16 protein-coding genes are annotated in these 24,713 nt (G+C 44.0%); 8 read left to right on the forward strand and 8 right to left on the reverse strand.

What is annotated here, in order from left to right; all coding sequences use genetic code 11:
• The 3 genes from DC487_RS09805 to DC487_RS09815 all read left to right on the forward strand — a co-directional run bounded on the left by DC487_RS09805 (window position 1) and on the right by DC487_RS09815 (window position 6,685).
• Window positions 1-3,093, forward strand: coding sequence for a SusC/RagA family TonB-linked outer membrane protein (locus DC487_RS09805; protein WP_207774358.1), 3,093 nt, complete (start codon window positions 1-3; stop codon window positions 3,091-3,093).
• 30 nt (window positions 3,094-3,123) lie between these two features.
• Window positions 3,124-4,680: a RagB/SusD family nutrient uptake outer membrane protein gene (locus DC487_RS09810; RefSeq protein ID WP_239016356.1), complete on the forward strand. Its 1,557-nt coding sequence runs from the start codon at window positions 3,124-3,126 to the stop codon at window positions 4,678-4,680.
• Window positions 4,681-4,768: 88 nt separating this feature from the next.
• The gene (locus DC487_RS09815) at window positions 4,769-6,685 is read left to right on the forward strand and encodes an alkaline phosphatase (RefSeq protein WP_165799064.1); all 1,917 of its coding nucleotides are present in this window, start codon (window positions 4,769-4,771) and stop codon (window positions 6,683-6,685) included.
• A 641-nt stretch (window positions 6,686-7,326) separates the two neighbouring features.
• On the opposite strand, the gene DC487_RS09820 is transcribed toward DC487_RS09815, so the two are convergent.
• Complete coding sequence (locus DC487_RS09820) at window positions 7,327-8,967, reverse strand: DUF4980 domain-containing protein (protein ID WP_116775800.1); 1,641 nt, start codon at window positions 8,965-8,967, stop codon at window positions 7,327-7,329.
• A gap of 398 nt (window positions 8,968-9,365) precedes the next feature.
• Between DC487_RS09820 and DC487_RS09825 the strand changes: the two genes are divergently transcribed.
• The 3 genes from DC487_RS09825 (at window position 9,366) to DC487_RS09835 (ending at window position 12,591) form a co-directional block, all read left to right on the forward strand.
• Window positions 9,366-10,292 (forward strand): family 2A encapsulin nanocompartment shell protein, encoded by a 927-nt coding sequence (locus DC487_RS09825; RefSeq protein WP_116775801.1) that lies wholly within the window; start codon window positions 9,366-9,368, stop codon window positions 10,290-10,292.
• A 31-nt stretch (window positions 10,293-10,323) separates the two neighbouring features.
• On the forward strand, window positions 10,324-12,081 hold the full coding sequence (locus tag DC487_RS09830; RefSeq protein WP_116775802.1) for a family 2A encapsulin nanocompartment cargo protein cysteine desulfurase: 1,758 nt from the start codon (window positions 10,324-10,326) through the stop codon (window positions 12,079-12,081).
• 63 nt (window positions 12,082-12,144) lie between these two features.
• The gene (locus DC487_RS09835) at window positions 12,145-12,591 is read left to right on the forward strand and encodes a DUF4395 domain-containing protein (RefSeq protein ID WP_116775803.1); all 447 of its coding nucleotides are present in this window, start codon (window positions 12,145-12,147) and stop codon (window positions 12,589-12,591) included.
• Between the two features lie 32 nt (window positions 12,592-12,623).
• Here the strand turns inward: DC487_RS09835 and DC487_RS09840 are convergent, their stop codons facing one another.
• The 7 genes from DC487_RS09840 to DC487_RS09870 form a co-directional block, all read right to left on the reverse strand.
• Window positions 12,624-13,562, reverse strand: coding sequence for an alpha/beta fold hydrolase (locus tag DC487_RS09840; protein ID WP_116775804.1), 939 nt, complete (start codon window positions 13,560-13,562; stop codon window positions 12,624-12,626).
• Window positions 13,563-13,629: 67 nt separating this feature from the next.
• Window positions 13,630-14,403: an alpha/beta fold hydrolase gene (locus DC487_RS09845; protein ID WP_116775805.1), complete on the reverse strand. Its 774-nt coding sequence runs from the start codon at window positions 14,401-14,403 to the stop codon at window positions 13,630-13,632.
• Window positions 14,400-15,086, reverse strand: a complete 687-nt coding sequence (locus DC487_RS09850; protein WP_116775806.1) for a VOC family protein — start codon at window positions 15,084-15,086, stop codon at window positions 14,400-14,402. The genes DC487_RS09845 and DC487_RS09850 overlap by 4 nt, the downstream gene beginning before the upstream one ends.
• An 8-nt stretch (window positions 15,087-15,094) precedes the next feature.
• Complete coding sequence (locus DC487_RS09855) at window positions 15,095-15,670, reverse strand: hypothetical protein (RefSeq protein ID WP_116775807.1); 576 nt, start codon at window positions 15,668-15,670, stop codon at window positions 15,095-15,097.
• A gap of 62 nt (window positions 15,671-15,732) precedes the next feature.
• Window positions 15,733-17,517, reverse strand: a complete 1,785-nt coding sequence (locus DC487_RS09860) for an MGH1-like glycoside hydrolase domain-containing protein (RefSeq protein ID WP_116775808.1) — start codon at window positions 17,515-17,517, stop codon at window positions 15,733-15,735.
• Between the two features lie 145 nt (window positions 17,518-17,662).
• Window positions 17,663-18,379 (reverse strand): DUF2490 domain-containing protein, encoded by a 717-nt coding sequence (locus tag DC487_RS09865; RefSeq protein WP_116775809.1) that lies wholly within the window; start codon window positions 18,377-18,379, stop codon window positions 17,663-17,665.
• A gap of 39 nt (window positions 18,380-18,418) precedes the next feature.
• Window positions 18,419-19,723, reverse strand: a complete 1,305-nt coding sequence (locus DC487_RS09870) for a CitMHS family transporter (RefSeq protein ID WP_116775810.1) — start codon at window positions 19,721-19,723, stop codon at window positions 18,419-18,421.
• 184 nt (window positions 19,724-19,907) lie between these two features.
• On the opposite strand from DC487_RS09870, the gene DC487_RS09875 reads away from it, so the two are divergent.
• Together DC487_RS09875 and DC487_RS09880 are read left to right on the forward strand one after the other, a co-directional pair.
• A complete protein-coding gene (locus DC487_RS09875; protein ID WP_116775811.1) occupies window positions 19,908-21,086 on the forward strand; it encodes a hypothetical protein in 1,179 nt (392 codons plus the stop codon).
• Window positions 21,087-21,501: 415 nt separating this feature from the next.
• Window positions 21,502-24,705, forward strand: coding sequence for a SusC/RagA family TonB-linked outer membrane protein (locus tag DC487_RS09880; protein WP_116775812.1), 3,204 nt, complete (start codon window positions 21,502-21,504; stop codon window positions 24,703-24,705).
• Window positions 24,706-24,713: the final 8 nt, after the last annotated feature.

A 24,713-nucleotide genomic window follows, 5' to 3' on the forward strand; every position in this document is an offset into this window, starting at 1 on the left:
ATGAAAAAGAGAAGCATTTTTAGAAATGTTCGGCTAGCTATGAGTGGAGTTGCATTCTTCCTCGCTGCCAATGCTTGGGCACAATCTACCGGCCAACTACGCGGTACGATTATGGACAATACGGGCACGTACATTCCAGGCGCCAATGTGCAACTGGTAGACGCCAGCGGAAAAGCCGTGGCTCAGGTATCTACCGATGCCAAAGGTATGTTCGTCTTGGAAGGCGTGAACGCTACAACGCAATACCGCATTCGCGTGAGTATGGTGGGCTACCAATCGTATGAGATGGCGACCAAAGCGTTGAATGCAGGCGAGAGCAGCTCTATGTTGATCCGTTTAGAGCAACAACAATCCGAATTGGATGAGATTGTCGTGGTTGGTTACGGTCAGCAGCGTCGTGGTGATTTGACCACAGCCGTAAGTTCTTTGCCCAACGTTGCCGCTCAAGTCAATCGTCCGCTCAGCAATATCGCGGATATGATGCAGGGCAATGTGGCGGGTCTTACCGTCATGTCGCCAGGAGGTGATCCCAGCGCCAATCCAAAAGTAATGGTGCGGGGTATGGGTACGCTAAATGCAGAGGAGCCATTGTATGTAGTTGATGGAATGCCATATTACGGCGGCCCGATCAACCCGAATGATATTGAGAAAGTAGATATCTTAAAAGATGCGGCTGCTGCCGCAATTTATGGTGCGCAAGCATCTTCTGGTGTGATCGTGATTACCACGAAAAGTGGTAAATCTGGTGCGCCAAGATTGAATGTAGATCTTTACCGCGGCTGGCAAACAGCAAGCAACCTACCAACAGCGCTCAACGCAGAACAGTATTCGCAAGCCTACAATCAAGCATATGCTACTAGCGGCTTGAACTTGCAAGCGGGGCACGATGCGCAGCAAAACCCTTGGGGACAAGTAACGCGTACTAACTGGATGGACGAAATCTTCCAAACCGGAAATATCTTAAATGCCAATGCGCAGATCTCTGGTGGTGGCGAAAAGTCTACGTATAGCAGCTCATTCGGTTACCACGATCGCGAAGGGATGTTGCTAAACACCGGTTACAAGCGTTTTGCGTACCGTTTGAAATCCGAGTTCCAGTTGCATGATCGCGTCACCGTAGGACAAAACTTCTACGTGAACCAAACCACGACACGTGGTACAAACACGACCAGTAGCTATAGCGGTGCTATTATCAATGCGATTTATATGAATCCTGCCGCACCGGTTTATGATGAAGCAGGCAACTTCCACGGGACCGTACCAAGCGATTTGTCTGGTTTCTCTAGTATCTATGGTGACACCTACAATCCAGTAGCCTTGTTATTGCGACCTACGGTCAATAACCCAACCTTAAACCTGAACGGAAATGCTTTCGTGAAAGTGGATATCCTAGATGGATTGACCTTCAAATCCAACTTTGGATTGAACATGAGACGCTATTCGTTGAAACGTTTTGATCCAAAAATTCCAGAAATCGGGCGGGCTAACTTAAATAACTATTTGACGCACGAAGAATCCAAAGAAGACCGTTGGATCTGGGATCAGCAGTTGAACTACACCAAAAGCTTTGGTGATCACAACTTAGATGTGGTAGCGGTATATTCTGCGCAGAAAACGCGTTACGAGCAGTTCTACGTACAAGGAATGGGCTTTGAGCGTGAGGATGATTGGTATCAGTACATCGGTAACGCTGCATCATTGCCAACATTGCCTACCAGTGCCGTTTGGGAAGATGCCCTGACTTCGGCCATTGCGCGTGTAAACTACAACTATGCCAACCGCTATTTCATCGGAGCTAGTATTCGTAAAGATCGCACCTCTCGTTTGTCGTCGCAAAATCGCTCAGATGTATTCCCATCTGTATCGGGTGCGTGGAAAATCTCTTCCGAACCTTTCTTCAACAGTTCCATCATCAATGACTTAAAAGTGAGAGCATCATGGGGACAGATTGGTAACATTCAATCGGTAGATCGCTATGCGTTCAACATTCCATTGTCTACAGGTACGCTGACGCCAATAGGAGCAGATGGGCAGTTGGTTCGTCACTTTGCGGTGAACAAGCAATTTAATCCAAACTTGTTGTGGGAGACTTCCCAATCATTCGACATTGGTCTAGATATGACCATCATGGATAAGATTACCGTAGCAGCTGATTACTACGAAAAGAAAACCTTGGGTATGGTATACACCAATGATGCCAATCCACATGCTGGTTTCGCTCAAGGACCAACTTCTAACATTGGTGATATCTTAAACAAAGGATTTGAAGGATCGGTGCGTTATAACGATACTTTTGGTGAATGGCGCGTAGGCATGCAAACCAACATTAGTGTCAACACCAACAAAGTGCTGAACCTCGATGGTTACTTCAACGACTTTATCCAGCATGGTGATAATGTGCGTGGTGTGGTCTTGCCATACCGCTCTACACCGGGACAGCGTTTGTATTCTTACTACTTGATCCCAAGTGCCGGTATCTTTAATTCACAAGCCGAAGTAGATGCACATGCCGTGAATGGTCAGCTGATTCAGCCGCAGGCTCGCCCAGGCGATCTACGTTTTGTAGATACCAACGGTGATGGACGTATCAACGATGATGATCGCGTATACATGGGCAGCGCTATTCCTAAGTTCACCTATGGTTTCTCTTTCAACGTAGATTACAAGCGTTTTGATTTGAACGTGTTGACTTACGGTGTATCGGGCTCGAAGATTTTCAACGGATATAAATATACCGCGTACAATGCAGCCTCAAACGGTTACAACTTAGATAGCCGTGTGTTAGGTGCTTGGACACCACAAAATACCAATAGCGATATTCCAATTCTTTCCCGTCAGGATCCGAACAATAACTTCGGTACAGCATCCGACTGGTACTTAGAAAGTGGCGATTACTTCCGTATCAAAAACATCACGCTAGGTTATACCTTGCCATTAGGCAAATTCCAATCGCGCGTGTACATCGCGGCGGAAAATCCATTCACATTTACCTCGTATACGGGTATCGATCCAGAAGTAGGCAGCGTAGGATTGGATGTGGCTAACTACCCATTAGCGAAAACCTACACCGTTGGATTAAATGTTAACTTTTAACCTGTAGAATTACTCATCATGTCATTAAAAATGAATAAATATATCGTGTTGGCCTTACTAAGCATGGGCCCTACCGCGCAGTCTTGTTCGACTGACTTTACCGATCTTACCCCAGAAGGTACGATCACCGATGCCAATTATTGGAAAACAGAAGCAGACGCTATCTTTGCTTCGAATGGATTGTACGAGCACTTTACCGACGACGCTATGTTTGGCCGCGGATTATTCTGGTACGTCAATGCGTCAGACGATATGGTCACTGGACGTACCGATGCGGGTTCGGCTGCTGTGCGCAACTTCACGGCCAATGGTAACGAAAGCCGTGTGAATGCCATGTACAAGAAGTTTTACCAAATCATCCAACGGGCCAATACCATTATCAGTAAAGTGCCTGCGATGGAGATTCAAGAAGCGACCAAACAGCGCGTATTAGGCGAAGCTTACTTCATGCGTGGCTACGCTTACTTCTATTTAGCGCAATACTATGGCGATCAGCGTGCTGGGATTCCGATCGTGACCGAAGAAAACATGCTAGAGACTCGTTTTGAGCGTCCGGCACACGTGAGCGAAAACCTCGCTATGATCGAAGCAGATCTTTTGCGTGCCGCAGAGATGTTGCCATTAGTTACTACCTATGGATCAAGTGATTTGGGTCGCGCGAGTAAAGATGCGGCTTATGCGTATTTGGCCAAAGCCAATGTGCAATGGGCACGTTACGATGTAGCGAAATGGGCTGAAGTAGCGAAATACTGTGATCTAGTCACCAACTCAGGTTCTGGTCGCAAACTGATTGATACCGACAATCCTAAGGAAGATTTTGCTAGTGTTTTCTATATCGCTAATAATTACTCTTCAGAGTACATCTTCTCGGTCGTGTCCAACAAGGTGCGCGGTTCCATCTTGCCAGCAGTCTTGTTTGAAAACACCGGCTATGGTCTGTACAATGGTTGGGGATATTTTCACCCTACATTAGAATTGTACAATTCTTTTGAAGCTGGAGATGAGCGCAAGAAAGCCACTATTTTGGAGTTCAATGACACGTACACGCTATTTGGTGCGGAGCGCAAATATTATTCATCCAATTCACAAACTGGTTTTCAGTTCAAGAAATACATGGAGCCATTTCGATATCCTATTTCCCAGCATTTGAATCCGAATGGCGATTACCCGACCTCGGATCTAAATGTTCCTTTGGTACGCTACGCGGATATTTTGTTGATGAAATCGGAAGCTCAAATTATGCAAGGGCAGAATGGCGATGCAGGCATTAACCTCGTACGCAATCGTGCTGGTTTAGCGGCCATCACCGGCGCAACAATGGTCGATTTGAAACGCGAACGCCGCTCGGAGTTTGCCGGAGAATATACCGACCGTCACTCTGATCTAGTACGTTGGGGCGATGCGCAAGCCGCATATGCTAAGCCCGCAACAGGCAGACAGCACGTGACCAAGACTGATCCAGCATCTACTTTCACCACGATCACCGTGTGGCCGGCACGTAACTACAATCCTGCTGTGCACCACGTGTGGCCAATTCCGCCGCAAGATGTGAGCAATGCAGGCATTGCACAAAATGAAGGCTGGTAAACAAAATTAGAATCAATAACTTTAAGCTATGCAAACCCGAAAGTTTTACGACGTATCGGGTGCGCATAGCTTTTTAAGAATAATACACATGAGGAAGAATTTTTTGTGGATTGCATTAAGTTGGATTGCGGTAGGTAGTCAACAGCAGTTGGTGGCGCAAGAAGCGCCCGATATGCGCCAACGCTTCGAGCAATTGATGTTTGCGGATAAAGCCGCTGGGCCGTTAACGGTGTATGGCCACAGTCATAATGATTATGAGCAAGCCATCCCATTCTTGACGGCGTATCATGCCGGGATGGAATCCATCGAGGTGGATCTTTACTTGCGTAAGGATAGCCTGTATGCGGCGCACGACAAAGAAGATATTCAAGTAGGGCGTACACTGGAGCAATTGTATCTGCAACCCTTGGCAGCATTATACCGCGCCAATAACAATCATCCATTCGCCGATGCGAACAAAAATCTACAGCTCTTATTAGATTTCAAAGAAGATTACCAGCGATTGATGCCTGCATTGATCAAGCTATTGCAGCAGTACGACTTTATGTTCGACAATCATAAATCGGCGCATCCAGTACGTGTGGTAATTAGTGGCAATATGCCGTCAGCAGAATTATTCTCTCAGTTTCCATCTTGGATCTTGTTTGATGGTCGACCAAACGTAGACTACACCGAAGCGCAGCGTCAGCATTTGGGGATGATTAGTCAAGATTTGAAGGCTTACAGCCAATGGAATGGCAAAGCTGTTCCGCCAAAAGCCGAAATGCAAAAGATCATGGAAGATGCGCAACGTGCCAAAGCGTGGGGCATTTCTTTTCGCCTGTGGGGTACAGCAGATAATGTGAATACCTGGCTGGTACTGGAGAAAATGGGTGTGAGTTGGCTCAATACTGATCATCCAGCGAAGCTGAAAGTATACCTAGACGAGTTGAATGCTTCCCGTTTTCAGCTTGACAAGCCGTACGAGGTGTATACGCCCAACTACAAAAGTGATGGTACCAACAAAGAAATTCGCAATGTGATTTTGCTCATTGGCGATGGGATGGGATTAGGCCATCTGCAAACGGCTATAATTGCCAATCGTGGCCAATCCAATATCCACCATATGCGTCATATTGGATTTTCATCGACTACGTCGTATAGCCCAAGCAATACCGACTCCGGCGCCGGCGGCACGGCCATCGCGACAGGAACTAAAACCTATAATGGCTACCTGAGCGTAGATACCAACGGAACTGCCTTGCCCGCTATTCCAGATCGGATCAGAAGTTTGGGCATGCGTTCCGGAATTATTTCTACCGGCGATGTTTCGGATGCCACACCGGCCTCTTTTTATGCCAAAAATCCCGATCGCAATGCTTCGGAAGCCATTTCGCGTACGCTTTTGACGAATGCAACGGTAGATCTATTGATCGGCGGTACGCCCGAACCTTATCGCCTTAAACAGTCGTACGAACAATTCAAAAACGAGCTGACCAAAAACGGATTTAGCTTGGTAAATAGTGTGGCGGATTATCAGCAATCCGACGCCGAAAAGATCATTACCTTTTTGCCAGACTCACTCACACGCCCCGTAAAAGAGGGCAGAGGTGCTGTGCTGTCGCAATTGTTGAACCTCACGATCAATAAACTAGACAAGCGCGACAAAGGTTTCTTTATCATGGCCGAAAGTGCGCAGATCGACTATGGCGGTCATGCCCGTGATTTGACGTATGTAGCGACCGAAACATTGGATTTCGATCAAGCCGTAGGAGAGGCCTTGCGCTTCGCGGATGCCGATGGCCATACCTTGGTTTTGGTGACGGCCGACCATGAAACTGGTGCGTTGAGTTTACTGGATGCCGATGCCGCAACAGGTAGCATTCAAGGAAACTTCGCCTCCAACGATCATAGCAGTATGCTCGTACCCGTGATGGCGTACGGCCCCGGCGCGCAGTCGTTTATTGGTTTCTATGAGAACACGGAGATATTTCATCGCTTGATGAAATTGTTGGAGAAGCAGTAATAATAGGCTTTTTTTAATATGCCAAAGGTTGCCCGTTTGTATCATGGGCAACCTTTGATGTTTTTTGGGGCTTCATTAACCTTATTAACTAAAGGAAACGTCATTGCGAAGCCGAGGCACGAGGCTGCGGCAATCTATCGAGCTTATTAACCCTATCAACTCTCTCAACCTTATTAACTAAAAAACGAAGCTACGGCAATCTCTGATTTGTTTCCATTAAGTGGTTGAGATTACGTCGTCGTGTCACCTCGCAATGACGAAGAGAAGTAAGCGAGAATCTTACAAAACCACGTCATTGCGAAGCCGAGGCACGAGGCTGCGGCAATCTTAAAACTATGTTGTGTCGCAGGTTTAAATGTTTGTTGTCTATGATCCACTTTTAGATTGCGTCGTCGTACCTCCTCGCAATGACGGTGTGGAGGTAAGCCAAGACCGTCCATTGATCGGCATCTCCTTAACCTTAGATAGGCATGTATCTCTCGTTTGTAGGTATAGTTGTGATATAGTATCAATACAGTACCAATACGTAAAATGCCTATGTGAGTTACACTAACGATACAGAAAAGGTTAAGCAATGGTGAATCAATCCTGACTCAATGGCCCAGCAATCCCCTATAACTTACCCCAAAAAAGTGATGTATTTACTTCCAAATAGATTCCGCTTCAAATACCTCTAGGTTAGTCACATCAATATTATTTCCCCAGAAATGGAAACCTTCCGTATTCTTACGATCTGGTTTGCGCTCCATGGAGTACGAATATCGACCGCCATCGATGAACACCTCGATAGACGTATTGTCGATAAAGATATCCGCTGTTAGCTCCATACTCGTCATATCTTCGGGCGAATAGAAAACCCCATTGATCGTATTATGGTTCATGTCGTACCCGATGATGCGCTGTCCGAACAAGTTAAATCCCGCATCCGTCGCATGCGATAGCTTAAACGTGGTTTTGATGCGTAGTTGCTTGGCATCATAAAAGGATTTCAGCTTTTCATTGGCTTGATCAGATTTGAGATTAGACCATTGTTGTACGGGAGTAAATAGGCTTTCGACTTCCTTGACAGGCTGGCTGAACAGGCGAACTCCATTATTAGTCTTCTTCAGCGTTAGCTCCGTGGGCAAAAGAAACATGCCATTGAATGGCATGTCCGGATGCGCTACGCGCCCCCAACCAATCTGAATTCTACGGCCATCGCTTTCTGGAATATTGGAAAAGGTTTGCGCCGCGTAAATAGTTCCCGTTCCCAATTGATGCTTGCCGCTTTCCGGCGTAAATGTTTTGCCATCAAACGAACCAATCATATACGTGTTGGATGCACCGTACATTACCCATTTTTTATTGTTTTCATCCCCATCGATCGGCAATTCAAACAATTCCGGACATTCCCAAAAACCCGTGGTATGGCTTTCGTATTTCCAATCTTTCAGATTGGTAGAGGTGTAAATGGATTGACCATCACGCTCATTCAACACCATCACCCAGTGATTGCTCGGTGCGTACCAGATTATTTTTGGATCCCGGGTGTCGCGGCTATTCCATTTCTCCTTACTATCAATGACGGGATTGTTGGCATATTTCGTCCAAGTACGTCCATTGTCCAAGCTATACGCCATACATTGCACTTGTCTTTCGCCCGTTTCTGCTGTGTAAGATGCCACCATCGCAGGCTTTCCATCTTTTCCAAATCCAGAAGTATTATCATAATCAATCACGGCCGAACCCGAAAACATCGTGCCCACTTTGTCAGGATGCAATGCTACGGGCAGTTCCTCCCAATGCACTAGATCTTTGCTCACCGCATGTCCCCAAGACATGTTTTCCCATTCTTTCTCGTATGGATTATGCTGATAGAAGAGGTGGTATTCGCCCTCGTAAAATATCAGCCCATTTGGATCATTGACCCAACCACGTTTTGTGGTGTAATGAAATTGTGGCCGGTTAACTTCTTGATAGATGGAATCTTGTCCTGCGATCTTATCATCCTGATAAATTTGGCTAAGCGCACTTTCGTCCCCATCGTAACTCAAGGTAATTGTTTTGCCTTGGTAGGCCGATACATCTGTGAAAACCCAATATTCTGGATCTCCATTCGCTAGGCGGATATTGAACTTCCGATCCTCCTGACCATCGACCAACATCTTCATAACTTGCCGATCAACTTGCTGCGATATGGGGAAATTAATATAGCGTTTGGTCACTTTGATTTTGATGTCGGCTGCCTGCACGGAAAGTGCAAGACACAGGAAGGCAAGGGTACTGGAGGCTAGTTTATTCATAAGGATAGCGTTCGTCACGAAAGGGTTTATGTACGTATTTATCAAAACTGCACATTTTCAGGAAAGTTACCTATCATAATCGTCTCAATTTCGTGCAATATTCTATCAACCTACATACGGATCATCCAGTTTTTACTAATACTAGTCGTATGCTTTGGCATGAAAGAACCCCTGTAAGAAATATATTTATTTCTATATTAAATTGTTTTTTGTTTTTGAAAGAATAATTATTAACTTAGGTGAAGCTTGAGAGGATGTAATACGCTAGCCATAAGGGTATTGCTGTTACCACATACTGAACTTAGCGCGAAACTGAATAATGCAGCGGGGTAGCTGATCGTTGGTAAGCACACACACTATTAATTCAAATTAGTACGCCATTATTAAAATTAGATACGATGAGTGAACAATCAAAACAAGGGCAAACTGCATTAGGTGATGTAGCAGCAAGGCATTTAGCTATCGCTACCAGAACCGCTCCGCAATTAGAAAGCATTTCGCCGAGATGGCTAGTGCATCTGTTGGAATGGATTCCGGTCGAATCAGGCGTGTTTCGCCTCAATAAAGTGGTGGGCGAAGATAGCATCGAAGTGGATTGCTCCCGCAGGGATGAAAGCATCCTGCCACATACACATGTGGATTATGATGAGAATCCCCGAGAATACAACCTCAGCGCGGTAAATACCTTGGTCGATGTGCATACACGCGTTTCAGACTTATACAGCAAACCGTACAATCAGATCAGCGAACAGCTCCGTCTTACGATCGAAAAAATCAAAGAACGCCAAGAAAGTGAGTTAATAAACAACAAAGATTATGGTATTTTGAGCAATGTAGCGACCAAGCAGATTGTCAAGACCAGAGCGGGGGCGCCCACGCCCGACGATTTAGATGAGTTGCTGACCAAAGTATGGAAGCAACCCGGCTTTTTCTTATTGCATCCATTGGCTATCGCTGCTTTTGGTAGAGAATGTACGCGCCGTGGTGTGCCGCCGCCGACAGTTTCTTTGTTTGGCTCGCAGTTTCTGACTTGGCGTGGCGTGCCACTCATTCCAAGTGATAAGGTGCCCATTGTGAAAGGCAAAACTAAAGTGATCCTCATTAGAACGGGCGAATCGCGACAAGGTATTGTGGGGTTATTTCAGCCCAATTTGCCGGGCGAGCTGATCAGAGGATTGTCGGTCAAGTTTACTGGGATCAATGATAAGGCGATTGCTACGTATTTAATATCCCTGTATTGCTCTTTGGTGATTTTGGTGGATGATGCGGTGGCGGTGTTAGAGAATGTAGATATCACCAACTACCACGAATACAATTATAAATAGCACTGATGGCGTTAATAAATCGTAAATACATATGGCTAACTCTCCAAGTGATTTCGAAAAATTCTTAACTGCCGAAGCAAATAGGTACTTCAATGAGCTACCAACTGGTTCTCCGAAAAACGGGATGCCTGATGTAAAAGCGCCGGAGGTACTGCTACAGTCGCATGATGAAAAGCTGATTAACGTGAGCGATATCTCTGAGCCATTGCAGGCAAGACCAAGTCCGGAAACGATACAATGGACTAGTGATTTCGAAGATGTCGCGAATCAAGTGAATCCGACTGCTGGTGCAACGACGCATCATAGACCATCGTATGTAGGCCATGGAAATACGGGACTCGCAGATCCATTTGCTTTGAAACTTCCTTTTCAAGAAACCTACGAGCAACCAATCTGGCATTTAGCCGAAAGCTTGAAGAGAATTGATTCGGTCGGGCAGGCATCGTCGTTGCAGAAAGCAAGTCCGGAGACTGCTTTCTATTTCTTAACGCAGGAAGTCGCGAAGCATGTGCCCGCTAGCGGTGCTACACATAGTAATCAGCGAAAACCAACCACAACGTCGGAATTTGATGTGCACGCCATCCGGAATGACTTTCCTATTTTGCGGGAAAGTATCCGCGGTCACCAATTAATATGGTTGGATAATGCAGCGACCACTCAAAAGCCACAGGTCGTGATTGATCGAATAGCGAACTTTTATACCCACGAAAACTCTAATATCCATCGTGCGGCGCACGAACTAGCTGCGCGATCCACAGATGCATACGAAGATGCTCGCAATGTGGTGAAAGACTTTTTGCATGCACGATCTGTCAACGAAATCGTCTTCACGCGTGGCACAACGGAAGCTATTAATTTGGTCGCTAGTACGTGGGGCGAGGAAAATTTAGGGCCACAAGATGAGGTTATTCTTAGCAACTTAGAGCATCATGCGAACATTGTGCCTTGGCAACTCCTAAGTAAGCGTAAGGGTTTTAAGATTCGGGTGATTCCAGTCGATGATGATGGCAACTTGCTTGTCGAGGAGTATGTAAAGTTGCTGAATCTTAATACCAAATTAGTGGCGTTCACGCATGTTAGCAATGCCTTGGGAACGGTGACACCGGCCAAACGCATCATCGATCTGGCGCATCAGGCTGGAGCAAAAGTGCTATTGGATGGTGCGCAGTCGGTATCGCATATTGCTATCGATTTACAAGATCTCAATCCAGACTTCTTTGTGTTTTCTGGACATAAAATCTTTGGTCCTACGGGAATTGGAGTACTTTATGGTAAAGAAGAATTACTCAACGCCATTCCGCCTTACCAAGGCGGTGGCAATATGATTAAAGATGTTCGTTTTGAGCATACCACCTTCCATGACGCGCCCAATAAGTTTGAAGCCGGCACAGGCAATATTGCAGATGCGGTGGGATTAGGTGCTGCCTTGAGATATGTTCAAGGTATCGGACTGCCCGCTATTTGCCAGTACGAACATGAGTTGTTGCAATACGCTACCAAGTTACTACGACAAGTTCCCGGCGTGACGTTAATTGGTACAGCGCGAGAGAAAGCCAGTGTACTTTCTTTTACGCTGAAAGGCATAAGTAATGAAGCGGTGGGAGTGGCGCTCAATGATGTGGGTATTGCAGTACGCACAGGACATCATTGCGCACAGCCTATTCTTCGCCGACTCGGATATGAATCTTCTGTTCGGCCGTCAATTGCTTTCTACAATACGCATCGGGAGATTGATATTTTAGTAAATACCATAGAAAAGATAGTTTGGCAGGGTAGACGTTCTTACTAATAAGAAGAATATTTTCTAACTTGATCAGCAAACAGGCCTGATCAAATTAAAAAGATAGAAAATATGGGAGCAGTAAATGATAATGCAAAAAGGCTGTACGGTGATGCGGGAGTGATCCGATTAATTGCTGCGCAGGTATTGGTGTTGAGCATCTTGGCCTTATGGTCTGGATCACAGATTGTGATGGGCTTTCTAGTGATTGATTTTGCGATAAGGGCTTTTACGTATAGTATGTCACCACTAAAATGGTCTGCACAGAAGTTATCCAAAGGTCTCGGCAATACGCCGCGGCCTATCTTTTTGCCGCCCAAACGCTTTGCTGCCTTGTTGGGATTTATCTTTTCTACCTCGTGGTTGCTCTTTCTTTTGCTAAGCTGGCCAGTGGCCACTTTGGTTATTGGGGTTACCCTAATCGTAGCAGCCTCGCTTGAAGCATTTTTTGAAATTTGTTTAGGTTGCTATGTATACAATTGGGTCGTTTCTCCCTTGATGCAACGGCTAAAAAGTTAAAGACTTTTATTTTCTGAGATGACCATCTACTTTTAATTTCCTTTTACGATGTGCAGCAGCGTTTCTGTGAAAGCACCACGCTGATCAACAAAAGGATAATGTGAGCAATTATCGATCGTAAAAAAAGCATCTTGTCCAACTAGAGTTTGCAGATCCGCGATCTGTTTTTTAGAGAAAATACCATCTTGAAGACCGTAGATACCCGAAAGACGGACACCCGATTGTTTTATTTTTTGTAGTGTTCGTTTGGTGTCTATGTTTACACGTGTTTCATTCTTGTAGAATAATAACGGTGCTTCATCATTGCGGATATTGTCTTTCCCAAAAACACTATGTTCGTAAGCATCACGCAGCGCAATGGATTCGGGTGTAGGATTTGGCATACTGAAAAAGCGAAAATGAGAGGCTATTTCATAGGTTTTTTTGCGATAATCAGCCGTGTTCGTATCCAAATTTTTAATTTCCCCAATCTTATTCAATGCAGCCGTATCATTCGCCTTATTGGCCAATACAGTGCAGCTATCCAATATGTGGTCGTAGCTTTCCTGTTGAGCGAACAAAGCGCCTACTGAAACGAGATTTTCTACCTTTTTGGGATGCGCTTCGGTATATAGCGTCGCGACCAATCCGCCAAAGCTATGCCCAATCAAGCTAAAGCGTTTCAAATGATATTGCTTGGTGATTTTATTGATATCCTGCAATGCTTCTTGAAATGTAAGGGTGGCCTTTGGATCTCCAGAGCGACCTTCTCCGCGGCGATCATATACTATGACATACAATCCTTGTTCAGCCAAATGTTCTGCTGCCGTACCTTCAAACAAAGTGGAGTTGCCGCGTGGGCCACCATGTATGTAAATAACTGCGGGATCAGTTCTATTCCCATAAGCTTTGCTGTACAAAGTTTGGGCAGCAGTCTTTGATAAACCAAAACATACGCAGAATAAGCTCAATAATAGGGAGTGAAGGGCCATAAAATGGAATGGATAATAATGTTTTATGATTATAGATTAATATAGCAATCAAGTATACAAATATACACTAGTCATTCAAGTATTGATGCACTAAGTCTAATATCACTTTTCTTTCCTCAGCGTTGGCATCATCATCCATATTGCTGTGGTTAATGTTCGTAAATTGTATTTTTATGGCAAATTGGGTGGCTTCATGATCACTAGGAAGAACTCCCGCATCTGCTGGATAATCGTTCGATCTAATCGTATATATCCTAGGACTAGCTACGCGTGGCAATGGCATCCGTCGATTGTCAAGTGAGATCACTTTTTGAATCATTTCCGGATGTTGATGCGCAAAGAGTACCGACATATCACCACCATTGGAATGGCCAATCAACTTAACGTGATCGAAATCCAGCTTCTTGTTGGTCTTTTTCAATTCTGTTAGCACAAAGTGAATGTTTTCCATGCCACGGCGCCAATGCGGCATTCGATTTTCCATTATATTTCCTTCCGTAGCAATCAAATCGTCGGTGGGCAATTCGTGCTGAATGCTCACTACATAATAACCATCTTCAGCTAAGGAATTCGCAAGATAACTGTATAGCAAATAATCACCACCTCGGTTCATCCCATAACCATGGCTAATGATTACTATTTTTTGCGCACTAGATCTAGTCTTTTTACTGTTGGTGTAATAGGCTACGGGAATGTGACGATGACGACTAACGTCGAATAGCTCTTCTGCCAATACGGAGACCGAATTGGTTGTAGTTGCGCTTGTTAATGCGTTTCTCTTCGTTGCACAACTGTTTAGTAACATCAGTAAGCTGATCAATCCGCACAAATAGATTTTCATAATTTAATAGTTTTTAACTCGACGATCTGTCCATCAATATAGTCAAAACTGTACTCACTGCCTTTGTTTTCAAATACGATGGAGAATGGCGCGCGCTGTATATTGATATCGGTTGGAAACCAAATATCTTTTTTGCGGTAGTTGGGTAATAAGAATAGTCCTTCTTCTGATCCGCTAGCACCAAATCGTTCCATATCTCCGCGCCATAATGGAATACCACAGGTGTTTTGTAACTCCTTTACCGAAAATATGATATCGTCTGTCGGCATTCCAATCTCATTGACACAAAGTAAATCCGATAATCGAAAGGGTGAGGTGGAGGTATTGTCCAAATCGTGCCGTACAATACATTCTGCAATATTACCTGCGCCGTCATAGAAGTAAAAGGAGTGCGCATTCCATGTCTCGAAAAAAGTTATTTTTTCATTACCTCCCGTATCGATGATGTCCACTTTGGCTTCCATCCATTCCAACGCTTCTTCTAGTTTATTGCTGGGTATCAGGAAGCAATAATGATACAGATGCGCTTCTGCACTGGCTCGAAATTCAATTGTGGTCCAACCAACTTGCACACTGAATGCATTTTCAGACTCTTCGTCTATAACGAAGCCCAATACATTTTGGTAAAAATGCTTCTGCTCGGATAGGCGATTTGTATGTAGTATTAGATGTTTAATCTTCATTCTCGATTTTAATTATCACTTAAGTCCGCAATACATTGTTCTCTAATCTGCCATAGCTCTTCCAAAGAAAATGGAATTTCTGGCCTTTCCCATAGCCATTCTTGCAAAAAATCACGATGTATCTCAACTTTTCGCAGATGCACATCGTCAGGTTTGATCTCTATCTCGTACATTAAGTCATCGAGAAAATCTTCTGGAGCGGCATTTTCTCTCGTAAAATCAAAATAGTTTTGGTCGTATTTCAAATAAGTATGTGCTTCAGGAATGTACTCCAATCCATACTTAAAAAGTGTCGATCCAATCTTGGGCGTATTGAGCGCGTTCATTTTAAATATGCCTAACATCAGCGCAAAGCCAGCCAAGTTATTTTCTACCGTTAGCCGTTTTAACACCGCGTGCTTGGTACTACAAGTACCTTTATTATCATTGAAAACACATAGCAAATTAGATTTGTCGCTATTGCGTCCGTAGAGTAAATGACGGATAAATTCACAAGCTCCGTGAAAGGTCTTTATTTCCCGATTTAAAAATGCAGCGGAAATTTCTCCTTTGGCTACGATATTGAAGTCAGGCAATATTATCATCTTTCAAAAGTGATTCGGTCTCCATCTGTGTCAAAAATGCTTTGAATTTGTAATGTCTTTGATCATTTCTTTAACTTAACCGTAAGCTTACTATTCAGATTTTCACTTGTCGCGACCAACTTATTATCTACCCATACGCAGAGCATACTTTGATCGCCCGACTTAGCTTCGTCCCAATCTTTTTTCCAGACAATATCCACATCGTGATCGTGATAACGGAGCTTTCCGAGATAAAAGTGATCCCATTCTTCGGCAGGGATCAAAGGCTCAATCACGAATTGATCTTCGTGCATCGCCTTGAAACCAATTAAATCCTCAATTACAATATCGGGGTAGGTGGAGTGAAAATAATCCTGCTCGCCGCCAATTCGCTCTCCATCACTCGGTATATACCATTCGCCAATATTGGGTTTGGCCGGATCGTGCAACGTCGTGAGTTGGCTGATGTGATGATACAATAGTTGACGATCTGCTTCGGTAATCTTTTCTTTGTAATTACGCAAGTAGTTGGCAAATGCCTTATATACGACCGAATTTTGAAATGGCCACCCTCGACCATTCCAAGCATAAGCCTGCTCATTATAATACGGATGTTGTTTTTCGGCAGTCGTCATTCCTTTGTTTCCTGCAAAACCTTCGGCTGCGCCGAAAAGATCCCAAGCTTTAGCGTAATGTGCCTGTTCTTTTTCAGGAATCATATTAAAATACCAAGGTGTGTATCCGACGGATTCGCGTACGCGTGCCTCAAAATCACGAATTCCAAAAGCGTTATCTCCAGCGCTGTAGGTATTGAAAAACTGATCTTCCTCGTTCCATAATACGTCCATCACCTGTTGTTGCAGCGCGGTAGCGCGCTGCTTGTACACTTCCGATTTCCGCTGTGCTTCTGAGCCTCCCGATTTATCCAAAGCATGCAAAGTGCTTAATGCGTTTAGATTGCCATACGCATAACTGTTGACCGAAGGTCTGGCCAGATAAAAATCTGGATAACCTTTTCTATATGCGGTAGAGTATTGCTTTGCATAGTTCGATTCTGCAGCCTTACCGGTCGTATTCCATCCAAGATAATACTCTTTCCAATTGTCGCGCGTGTATAGATCGTAAGCTCCTTGGCTTTCGATTAATCCCAGCACGGCCGAGAGACTGAATTCCATCCCATCGTATAGATCTAGAATTTTGTACAAACCTTGCGTTTTTGCATCATCGGCTTGCACGGTAAATAAGCTATCCCACACGGCCTGATGGTGCTCCAAATGAGGAAGCATCTCGTGCATCCAATCGGCATTGGGATGGATACGCAAATACGCGTCAACACCATCCACCATCCAACTAGAGAAATGATGGCTTTCTGGCCGACTCATGTAGGTTAGAAAGTTTCCGTTTTCCCGTTGATTGAGTCGGGATGCCGAGCCAGCCATAAAATATTCTGCGTACGATTGCAGATATTTGGGATCGCGCAGCCAGCGCACATCATAAAATTGATGGCCAGCAGGGCAGGTGATCGCTCCGCTCAAGGAAGCCCAAGGTTTGTCGCCAAAGAACTCCGTCACTACCCAATAATCTTTACCATCCAGCGGATCCGAATATGGTCTAAGATGTTTGCTCATCATCCACCAGCGGTAATTGTATACACGATTGATATCTGTATTAGAGCTGCTGAACAACGGTATATTCTCCCGTAAAAAAGCTTCATTGTTCGTTGCATCAAAAGGTCCATCAGATGCTGGACGATCGGCATACGAGTTGAATTCTGCCACATTCGCAGAAAGATCTGTAGCAGCCAATTGTTGTAAACGCAGACGTTCATCTTCGTACGTTTGATACTTAGCGGAGCTACACGAAGACATGCCTATAACCAAGCCTATTGAGCATAAGGAAAAGGTTTTTAGCAGTTGATTACGGAATGAAAAGGGCATATGAAGATTTACGATGGTCTAAATTATCTTTCTAAATATAGGATTTAGATGGAGTAAAAGCAACCTAGCTCATCCATTAATCTGGCTTATACGTCTTGATTCTTCTTTTTAGACTTTTACGCACACTCACGGTCAAATAATAGTCAGTAGGTGCCGGATAGCCATTAAATTGTACAATTACGCCCGGCTCTATAGATAGCGTCGGACTCACCCTTTTCGCTAGAAGTGTAGAGATACGGTAACTATCGAAAGGTTGTTCTCTTTCCAAGTTCATTCGAATCTCGTGACGAAAGATGAGACCCCAAACCGAATTCTCCGCTCGATCCAGTTTCCAAAAGGAGTTAAATAAATAACGGGCTCGGAAGACAAAAAAATCACTATTGAACATATAGCGTTCTTCCAATCGAAAACGATGTGCAATGTTATAGCGGGGGCTCACGGTATTATTAAAAGTGATCTGTTGAAAGAGACGATGCTCTGGCCTAGAAAACTTTTCGCCTAGGCTATTATAGGGCTCTAAAAGTAAAAACATATAACCACCGCCCACATACGCATTGGGGTTAATACGGCGCTCTACCGAACCATTGATTAAACTCAGTCTACTGTTTTGAACGGGGACGTCGTAAAAACGCTGCTGTACGTTAGCAGAGAATCGCCAATTGTCGGAAATATCGCCCTGTAAGTTGAAGTGATACCAACTATTTAGGCCACCTGGTTGAGCGATCATGTGAGGCAAATTGGCAAAACATAGCATCACAAAAATGATCCATAACTTTTGATTGAATGTATGCATACGATAAGAATTTAGAATTGGTGTATGAAAAGAATCTGTTTATACAATTTGGAGTATGTACAGAAAGGCTATTAAAATCAAGCTGAAAGCCCACGTATAGAAAAATGAATAGCGAATATGCTTGCCCAAATCAAGGCCGGATAATCCTAATGCCAACCAAACTGCTGGCGATAATGGACTGACGAATGTGCCCACAATATTACCCACCATCATCACATGCATAGCCGACAATGGATCGACGCCGTAATGTGTCGTAACCTCTAAAATGACAGGAAATAGGGCAAAATAAGTCGCATCGGTACTGAGAATTAATTCCAGTGGTAAGCCCAGAAATCCGATAATGACATGTAAATAAGGAATAGACGCATCTGGAAGAATCTTTAACAAATCATGCGACATTGCTTCTAACATTCCTGTACCATTTAAAACACCTAATAGCACGCCCGCAGCAACAATGATGATAGCCATGAGTAAGCTGCCTGGCGCATGCTTTTGTATCACTTCCAATTGCATTTTCTTTGCCGGGTAATTGATGACAAGCGCGATGCTAGTACCAATCATAAATACTAAGCTCGATGGGAGAGCGTCGAAGAAAAGACTGGAAATCACCAAAATGGCTAACAGTAAGTTGATCCATAAAGGGATCTTGGTATTCCCAGTACCATGAATTCTTTCTTTCTGTCTGATCTGCTCTCCCACACCGTGCGCTTCGTGCAGTGGCGGGTTTTGGGCTGCACGTCGTTGCTCTCGGAGACCGAATATATAAGCGACTACAATCATTAGGAAAACACCTATTAATTGAATAGGTATCAGTGGTTTCCAAATGTCTGTCGGTTGCATACCCAACACAATAGCGGCGCGTCCAGTCGGGCCAGCCCAAGGAATCAGGTTGACAATACTTGCGCTAATACCAATGAGCATGAGCAATAAGTAGGGATTCATATTCAACCTGCGGTATAAAGGTAAAAGCGCTGGGATTGTAATGAGAAAAGTGGCAGCGCCGGATCCATCCAGATGTACTACGGCTGCGATCACTACGGTACCACAAGTAATCGCGATTCTGTTGGATTTGGTAAGCTGCAAAATCTTAGAGATCATCGGGTCGAACAAACCGATATCATTGAGTATTCCAAAGAAAATGATGGCGAAGATAAACATCACCGCAATCTCGAATACTTTCGCCACCCCCGCTTTGTAGTAATCGGTAATCTGTGCAAAATCAAATCCTGCTAATAGCGCCGCTATAATGGGAATGGTACATAATACGACAAATGGAGAAAAATATCTGCTCATCATCAGGGCAACAATAGAGACAAGCATGACAATACCAATAATACTTAGCATAGAGACAGGTGGTTAAAGTTTATAAAATGGTCTACTATTCTTGGCGAATATGGGGTAAAGCTACAGGGCTAAATACTAAATCAGTGTTTTTATATTATTTCGAAAAGTAATTTTTTTAACTACCGTTTTCCGAAAAATGATATTTTTTCGGAAATTGACAAAAAAGAACCGCTTGCTGTAGATTATGAAGATTTTATCGGGAAAAGAAGAAATATATTATCTAATTAGAAAGGTCATTGAGCAGTTTGAGCTTAGACACGAACAAAAAATAATATGTAATACCAATCGAGAAAATTATAGCGCTATCGCCAAAGAATTAAGCGCTATTACCGTCAACTTGCCTTATACCGCTCGAGAAAGACAACATCAAGATTACCCAGAACCTTCCGTACTAGAGCAGTCGGTGCAATACCCACATCGTAAATATGATCTTACGGGCGGTCAGATAAAAGATGTCTATTTTGGACAGGTAAAAAAGCCTAGAGCACACTTGGTGGATGCTTGCTATATTTATCTGTATGGCGTAGGTCGCTTAGGTTTTGAAAATGATCCTTCCGATCCGAATCTACTTCTTGCCGAAGCCCACCCTGAAGAAACCGTTGAAAAGAAAACAAACGAATCAAGACGAAAATTCCCGATCTATCTGAGTGGCCTTCTGATACTCTTTACAGGAATTAATATATACTTATGGATTTCAACAGGCCGAGCAAAGACTGAGACCATATGGACAACATATCAACCAACCGCCGAGGAAGTAGATGCGGTGACTGGCGTTTGGTTATATCAGACTGGTGCGCCACAAGCGCGATCTAATGAAGCCAATAGATTTCGCCGCTACGCAACGAATATCGTGGTCATCAAGCAAGTAGGGGATCGCCTGATGATGCAACGACACGGCGCCACCATAAATCATCAAGGTTATGTAGAATTCACCTCTCCAGGCACGCTTTCCATTCATTCCTATGTAGAGAAAGGGAAAGATGGTGCTCTAATAAATCCTAGTCATTCTTTGGCTAAACTGCATCCACAAGACAGTATTATGTATACTATATCTTCGACATGGAGCTTTGAGTCGGATGACAATAATGATATCATCGGTGCGCGGAATATCTATACTAAACTGGGAAAAGGAGGGATGTTACATCCCATCTTTAATACTCCTGAAAACGCAGCATGCCATTGCAAAATTGTGGAATGGAAAAGAAACGATGGCAGCAGCGAACGATTTAACCTAACGTATGAAACCATCCAACCGGGAAGTTTGACAGAAGATTTGGACGAATCGAGTTTGATATTACGAAGACCTAAGTCAGGAGTATTGTTGTCAAAACCGGCTAAGAATGACGAATCAGAGCATATCTAGCGCAACAATTCAGGAGGTAATCTATGCTTTAAGACAAAAATATTTTAAAAAACTACTAAAATGATAGAATATATAGGAAAATAATATATATTTGCTGCATGATATTCGATAGGTAGTCTATATGATGCTTATTGAAGTCTCACAAAATTGATAGATATGCAAACAGAAACATCACTACAATCTTACTTGAACACAATTATTTTTGCCATAAATACTTCGTGCCGCCCAAGCATGCGAATGTGTTGCTAATAAAGCACCCCAAACCATTTACCGTCTCCGCGATAGGGTAGTCCTATCCGTTCCGGATTCATCATTAATATTTTCTTAAACCGAGTGTCTTAATATCATTTGGTTATTTGCACAAAGCGAATAAACTTGGTTATTCTGCCTGCTCTCCAAATTCTTTATTGAAATTATGAAACATACAATTGTTTTGCGGTATGTATGTGGCGTACTGATTCTCCTACTGAGCGATCTCCCACAGGTACTGAAAGCGCAAGATTCGCCCCGCACCATCGTAAATGCCAACTTTAGAGGTGTCGTTGTCGATGCCCAGAATCGTACACCGATCGAAGGAGCTACGGTGACCTTATACGGTGTCACCCATTCGGTGACAACCAATCGCCAAGGTGTATTTACCTTTGTCACTGGACAAAATTTACCAGCCCGAGTCGTGATTTCTTCCATTGGTTATGACCAACAGACAGCTACCATCAATAATCCCGGCGATACCGTTAGACTAGTACGAAGCAATAGTACTTTAGATGAGGTGATCGTTGTCGGTTATGGTACGCAGAAAAAACGTGAATTTACCGGTGCTGCGGCCAACATTTCAGGAGAAAGTCTAAAAGATATTCCCGTACAAAGTTTTGATCAAGCCTTATTAGGAAAAGCGGCTGGCGTAAGTGTGTCATTGCCCAACGGGCTGCTCAACAATCCGCCCGTTATTCGTGTACGCGGTGTCAATTCGATTTCCTTAAGCTCGTATCCGTTGGTAGTAATCGACGGAATCCCGGTCGTAAGTGGTGACATCGGTACGACGAATTTGCCTAACAATCCATTGGCAGACATTAATCCGGCGGATATCGAATCCATCGATGTGTTGAAAGACGCAGCCTCTACATCAATCTACGGCTCTCGTGCGGCTGGTGGTGTATTATTAGTAACGACTAAAAAGGGCAAAGCAGGACGGACCAAAGTGAATTATGATGCTTGGGCTTCCGTCGTCACCGCTGCGCGATTACCTAAGCTACTCAACGCGACGCAATACATTGACATTAAAAATGAAGCCGTACGCAACAGTAAATTCCTGTCCGGAAATCAGAATAATCCAGCCGTGGCCGATGCACTTTTTTTTCCTCAATATGATGAGGCCGGCAACTTGGTAGAGACCAATTGGTATGATCACGTGTATAATACGGGATTCAGCCAAAATCACAGTTTGTCCATCAGCGGAGCTACTGAAAAAACGCAATACTATATGTCTGCTAACTTTTCTGATCAAGAAGGATTCTTTGCTCGGAATAAGTTTGATCGCCAAGGCTTACGCTTTAATATAGAGCACAAAGTGAATGATTGGTTTTCTGTAGGAAGTAACCTAAACTACAATAAAACCTTTAATCAAGCACAAAACTCGGGATCATTGGCCAATAGTCAATTGTTTTTGATTGGCGGAGCACGATTGGCCTTAGCCTTACCACCCAATGTATCTGCCTACAATCCAGATGGCACCTATAATCTGAGTACTACCGGACTTCTTGGGCCAGGAGCTAATCTTTTTGCTAATACATTATATAATCCAGAAGCTTTATTTGAGTACAGCAGATATACGACGGCAAATGATCATATCATCGGAAATATTCATGCACAGCTACAACTCGCACCGGGATTGAAGTTTACGAGTACCTACGCACTTGATCGAAACATCACCACCAACAAGACTTATTTGAGTCCTAATATCGGATCGGCATCGTATTCCAACGGTGGTACGGCTACCAATCTGAGTGGTCTGCGCAACAACTGGAATTTCACTAACACGCTGAATTACGATCGTACCTTCGGCACGAAACATGAGCTCGGCTTACTAGTAGGTTATGATATCCAGAAGTATGAGAATGATATTTGGAACACCACGCTTAACAATGCCGCTGATCCATTTTTCGAAAGCTTTCAAGGAAGTTGGGCCACCATATCTGCTGCTGGCGGGTTGCTGACCGAACAATTTTTCCGATCGACGTTCTCGAGGGCGTCCTATAATTATGATCGACGCTATTTCCTAACAGCCAACTTCCGTCGCGATGGCAACTCCGCTTTAGGTATCAATAATAAATACGGTGACTTCGGTGGAGTATCCGCCGGCTGGTCTATCTTCGAAGAAAGCTTTTACAGCGAGCGACTGGGTGATATTCTTGGGGATTTACGCGTTCGCGGAAGCTGGGGCAAAGTGGGTAATGGTAATCTGACCGCTTTTCAAGCCTTGAATTTATTTAACTCTGCCTTATATGGTGGTATATCTACATGGAATTTATTTCAAGCGGGAAATGAAAACCTGGGTTGGGAGACTTCTGAACAGACCAATGTTGGGTTGAGCGCGAGCTTATTCAAGCGTAGATTGAATGTGGAGATCGATTATTTCAGGAATAATGTCAATGGACTTATCTTAAGCGCTCCACAAGCGCCATCCAAAGGAATACCAAATAATAGCATTGCCCAGAATGTGGGTAGTATGTACAATCGAGGTCTGGAAGTTGCACTTCACGGTGATATTATCCGCAATCAGCATTTCTCTTGGAATGCAGCGTTCAACATTACATTCGTGAAAAACAGAGTTACTTCATTGGCCGAAGGCAATAGTGATATTATTGGTTATACACACACCACCACCGAAGCCAACAATGTTACGCGAGTCGGTTATTCTGTTGGAAGTCTATATGGTGCGCAAACCGATGGCGTGAATCCAGAAAATGGACGCAGAATATTTATCAATCGAGATGGAGAGCGTGTGCAATATAGTGCTGTAGTGGCGCCAGGACAGAGCAACTGGACGTATCTGGACGGCAGCAGAGCCAATCCAATTACGGTAGCAGATTATCAAGTGCTAGGCAATGCTTTACCGACTTATTATGGTGGTTTCAACAATAGCTTCCGCAATAAAGATTTTGATGCGACGGTACACTTCACTTATGGTGGTGGGAACAAATTGATGAATGGCACGCGTGGTACGTTACTAGATCAACGATTCTTTAACAACTCGACAGAAGTATTGAACAGATGGACAGAAGTAGGGCAACAGACCGATATTCCACGTTTGGTATACAATGACGTGATCTCCAATGGTTCGGCAGGATTCTCGATCTCGGACAACGCGGAGAAAGCCGATTTTCTACGACTACAGCAAGTGGTACTAGGATACACCATCCGTCCAGCTTCGTTTGCACGTTTAGGTCTGTCAAGCATTCGTCTTTACGCGCAAGCATCTAATTTATTTCTGATCACTGGATACACCGGTGCCGATCCAGAATCTTCTTCAAATGGTAACTCCGTCACCTCGATGGGTGTAGAGAAGAACTCCATCGGACAAGGCCGTACGTGGACCGCTGGACTCAATGTTTCATTTTAATAGCTAGA

The organism is Sphingobacterium corticibacter (assembly GCF_003076635.1).
GTDB lineage: Bacteria > Bacteroidota > Bacteroidia > Sphingobacteriales > Sphingobacteriaceae > Sphingobacterium > Sphingobacterium corticibacter.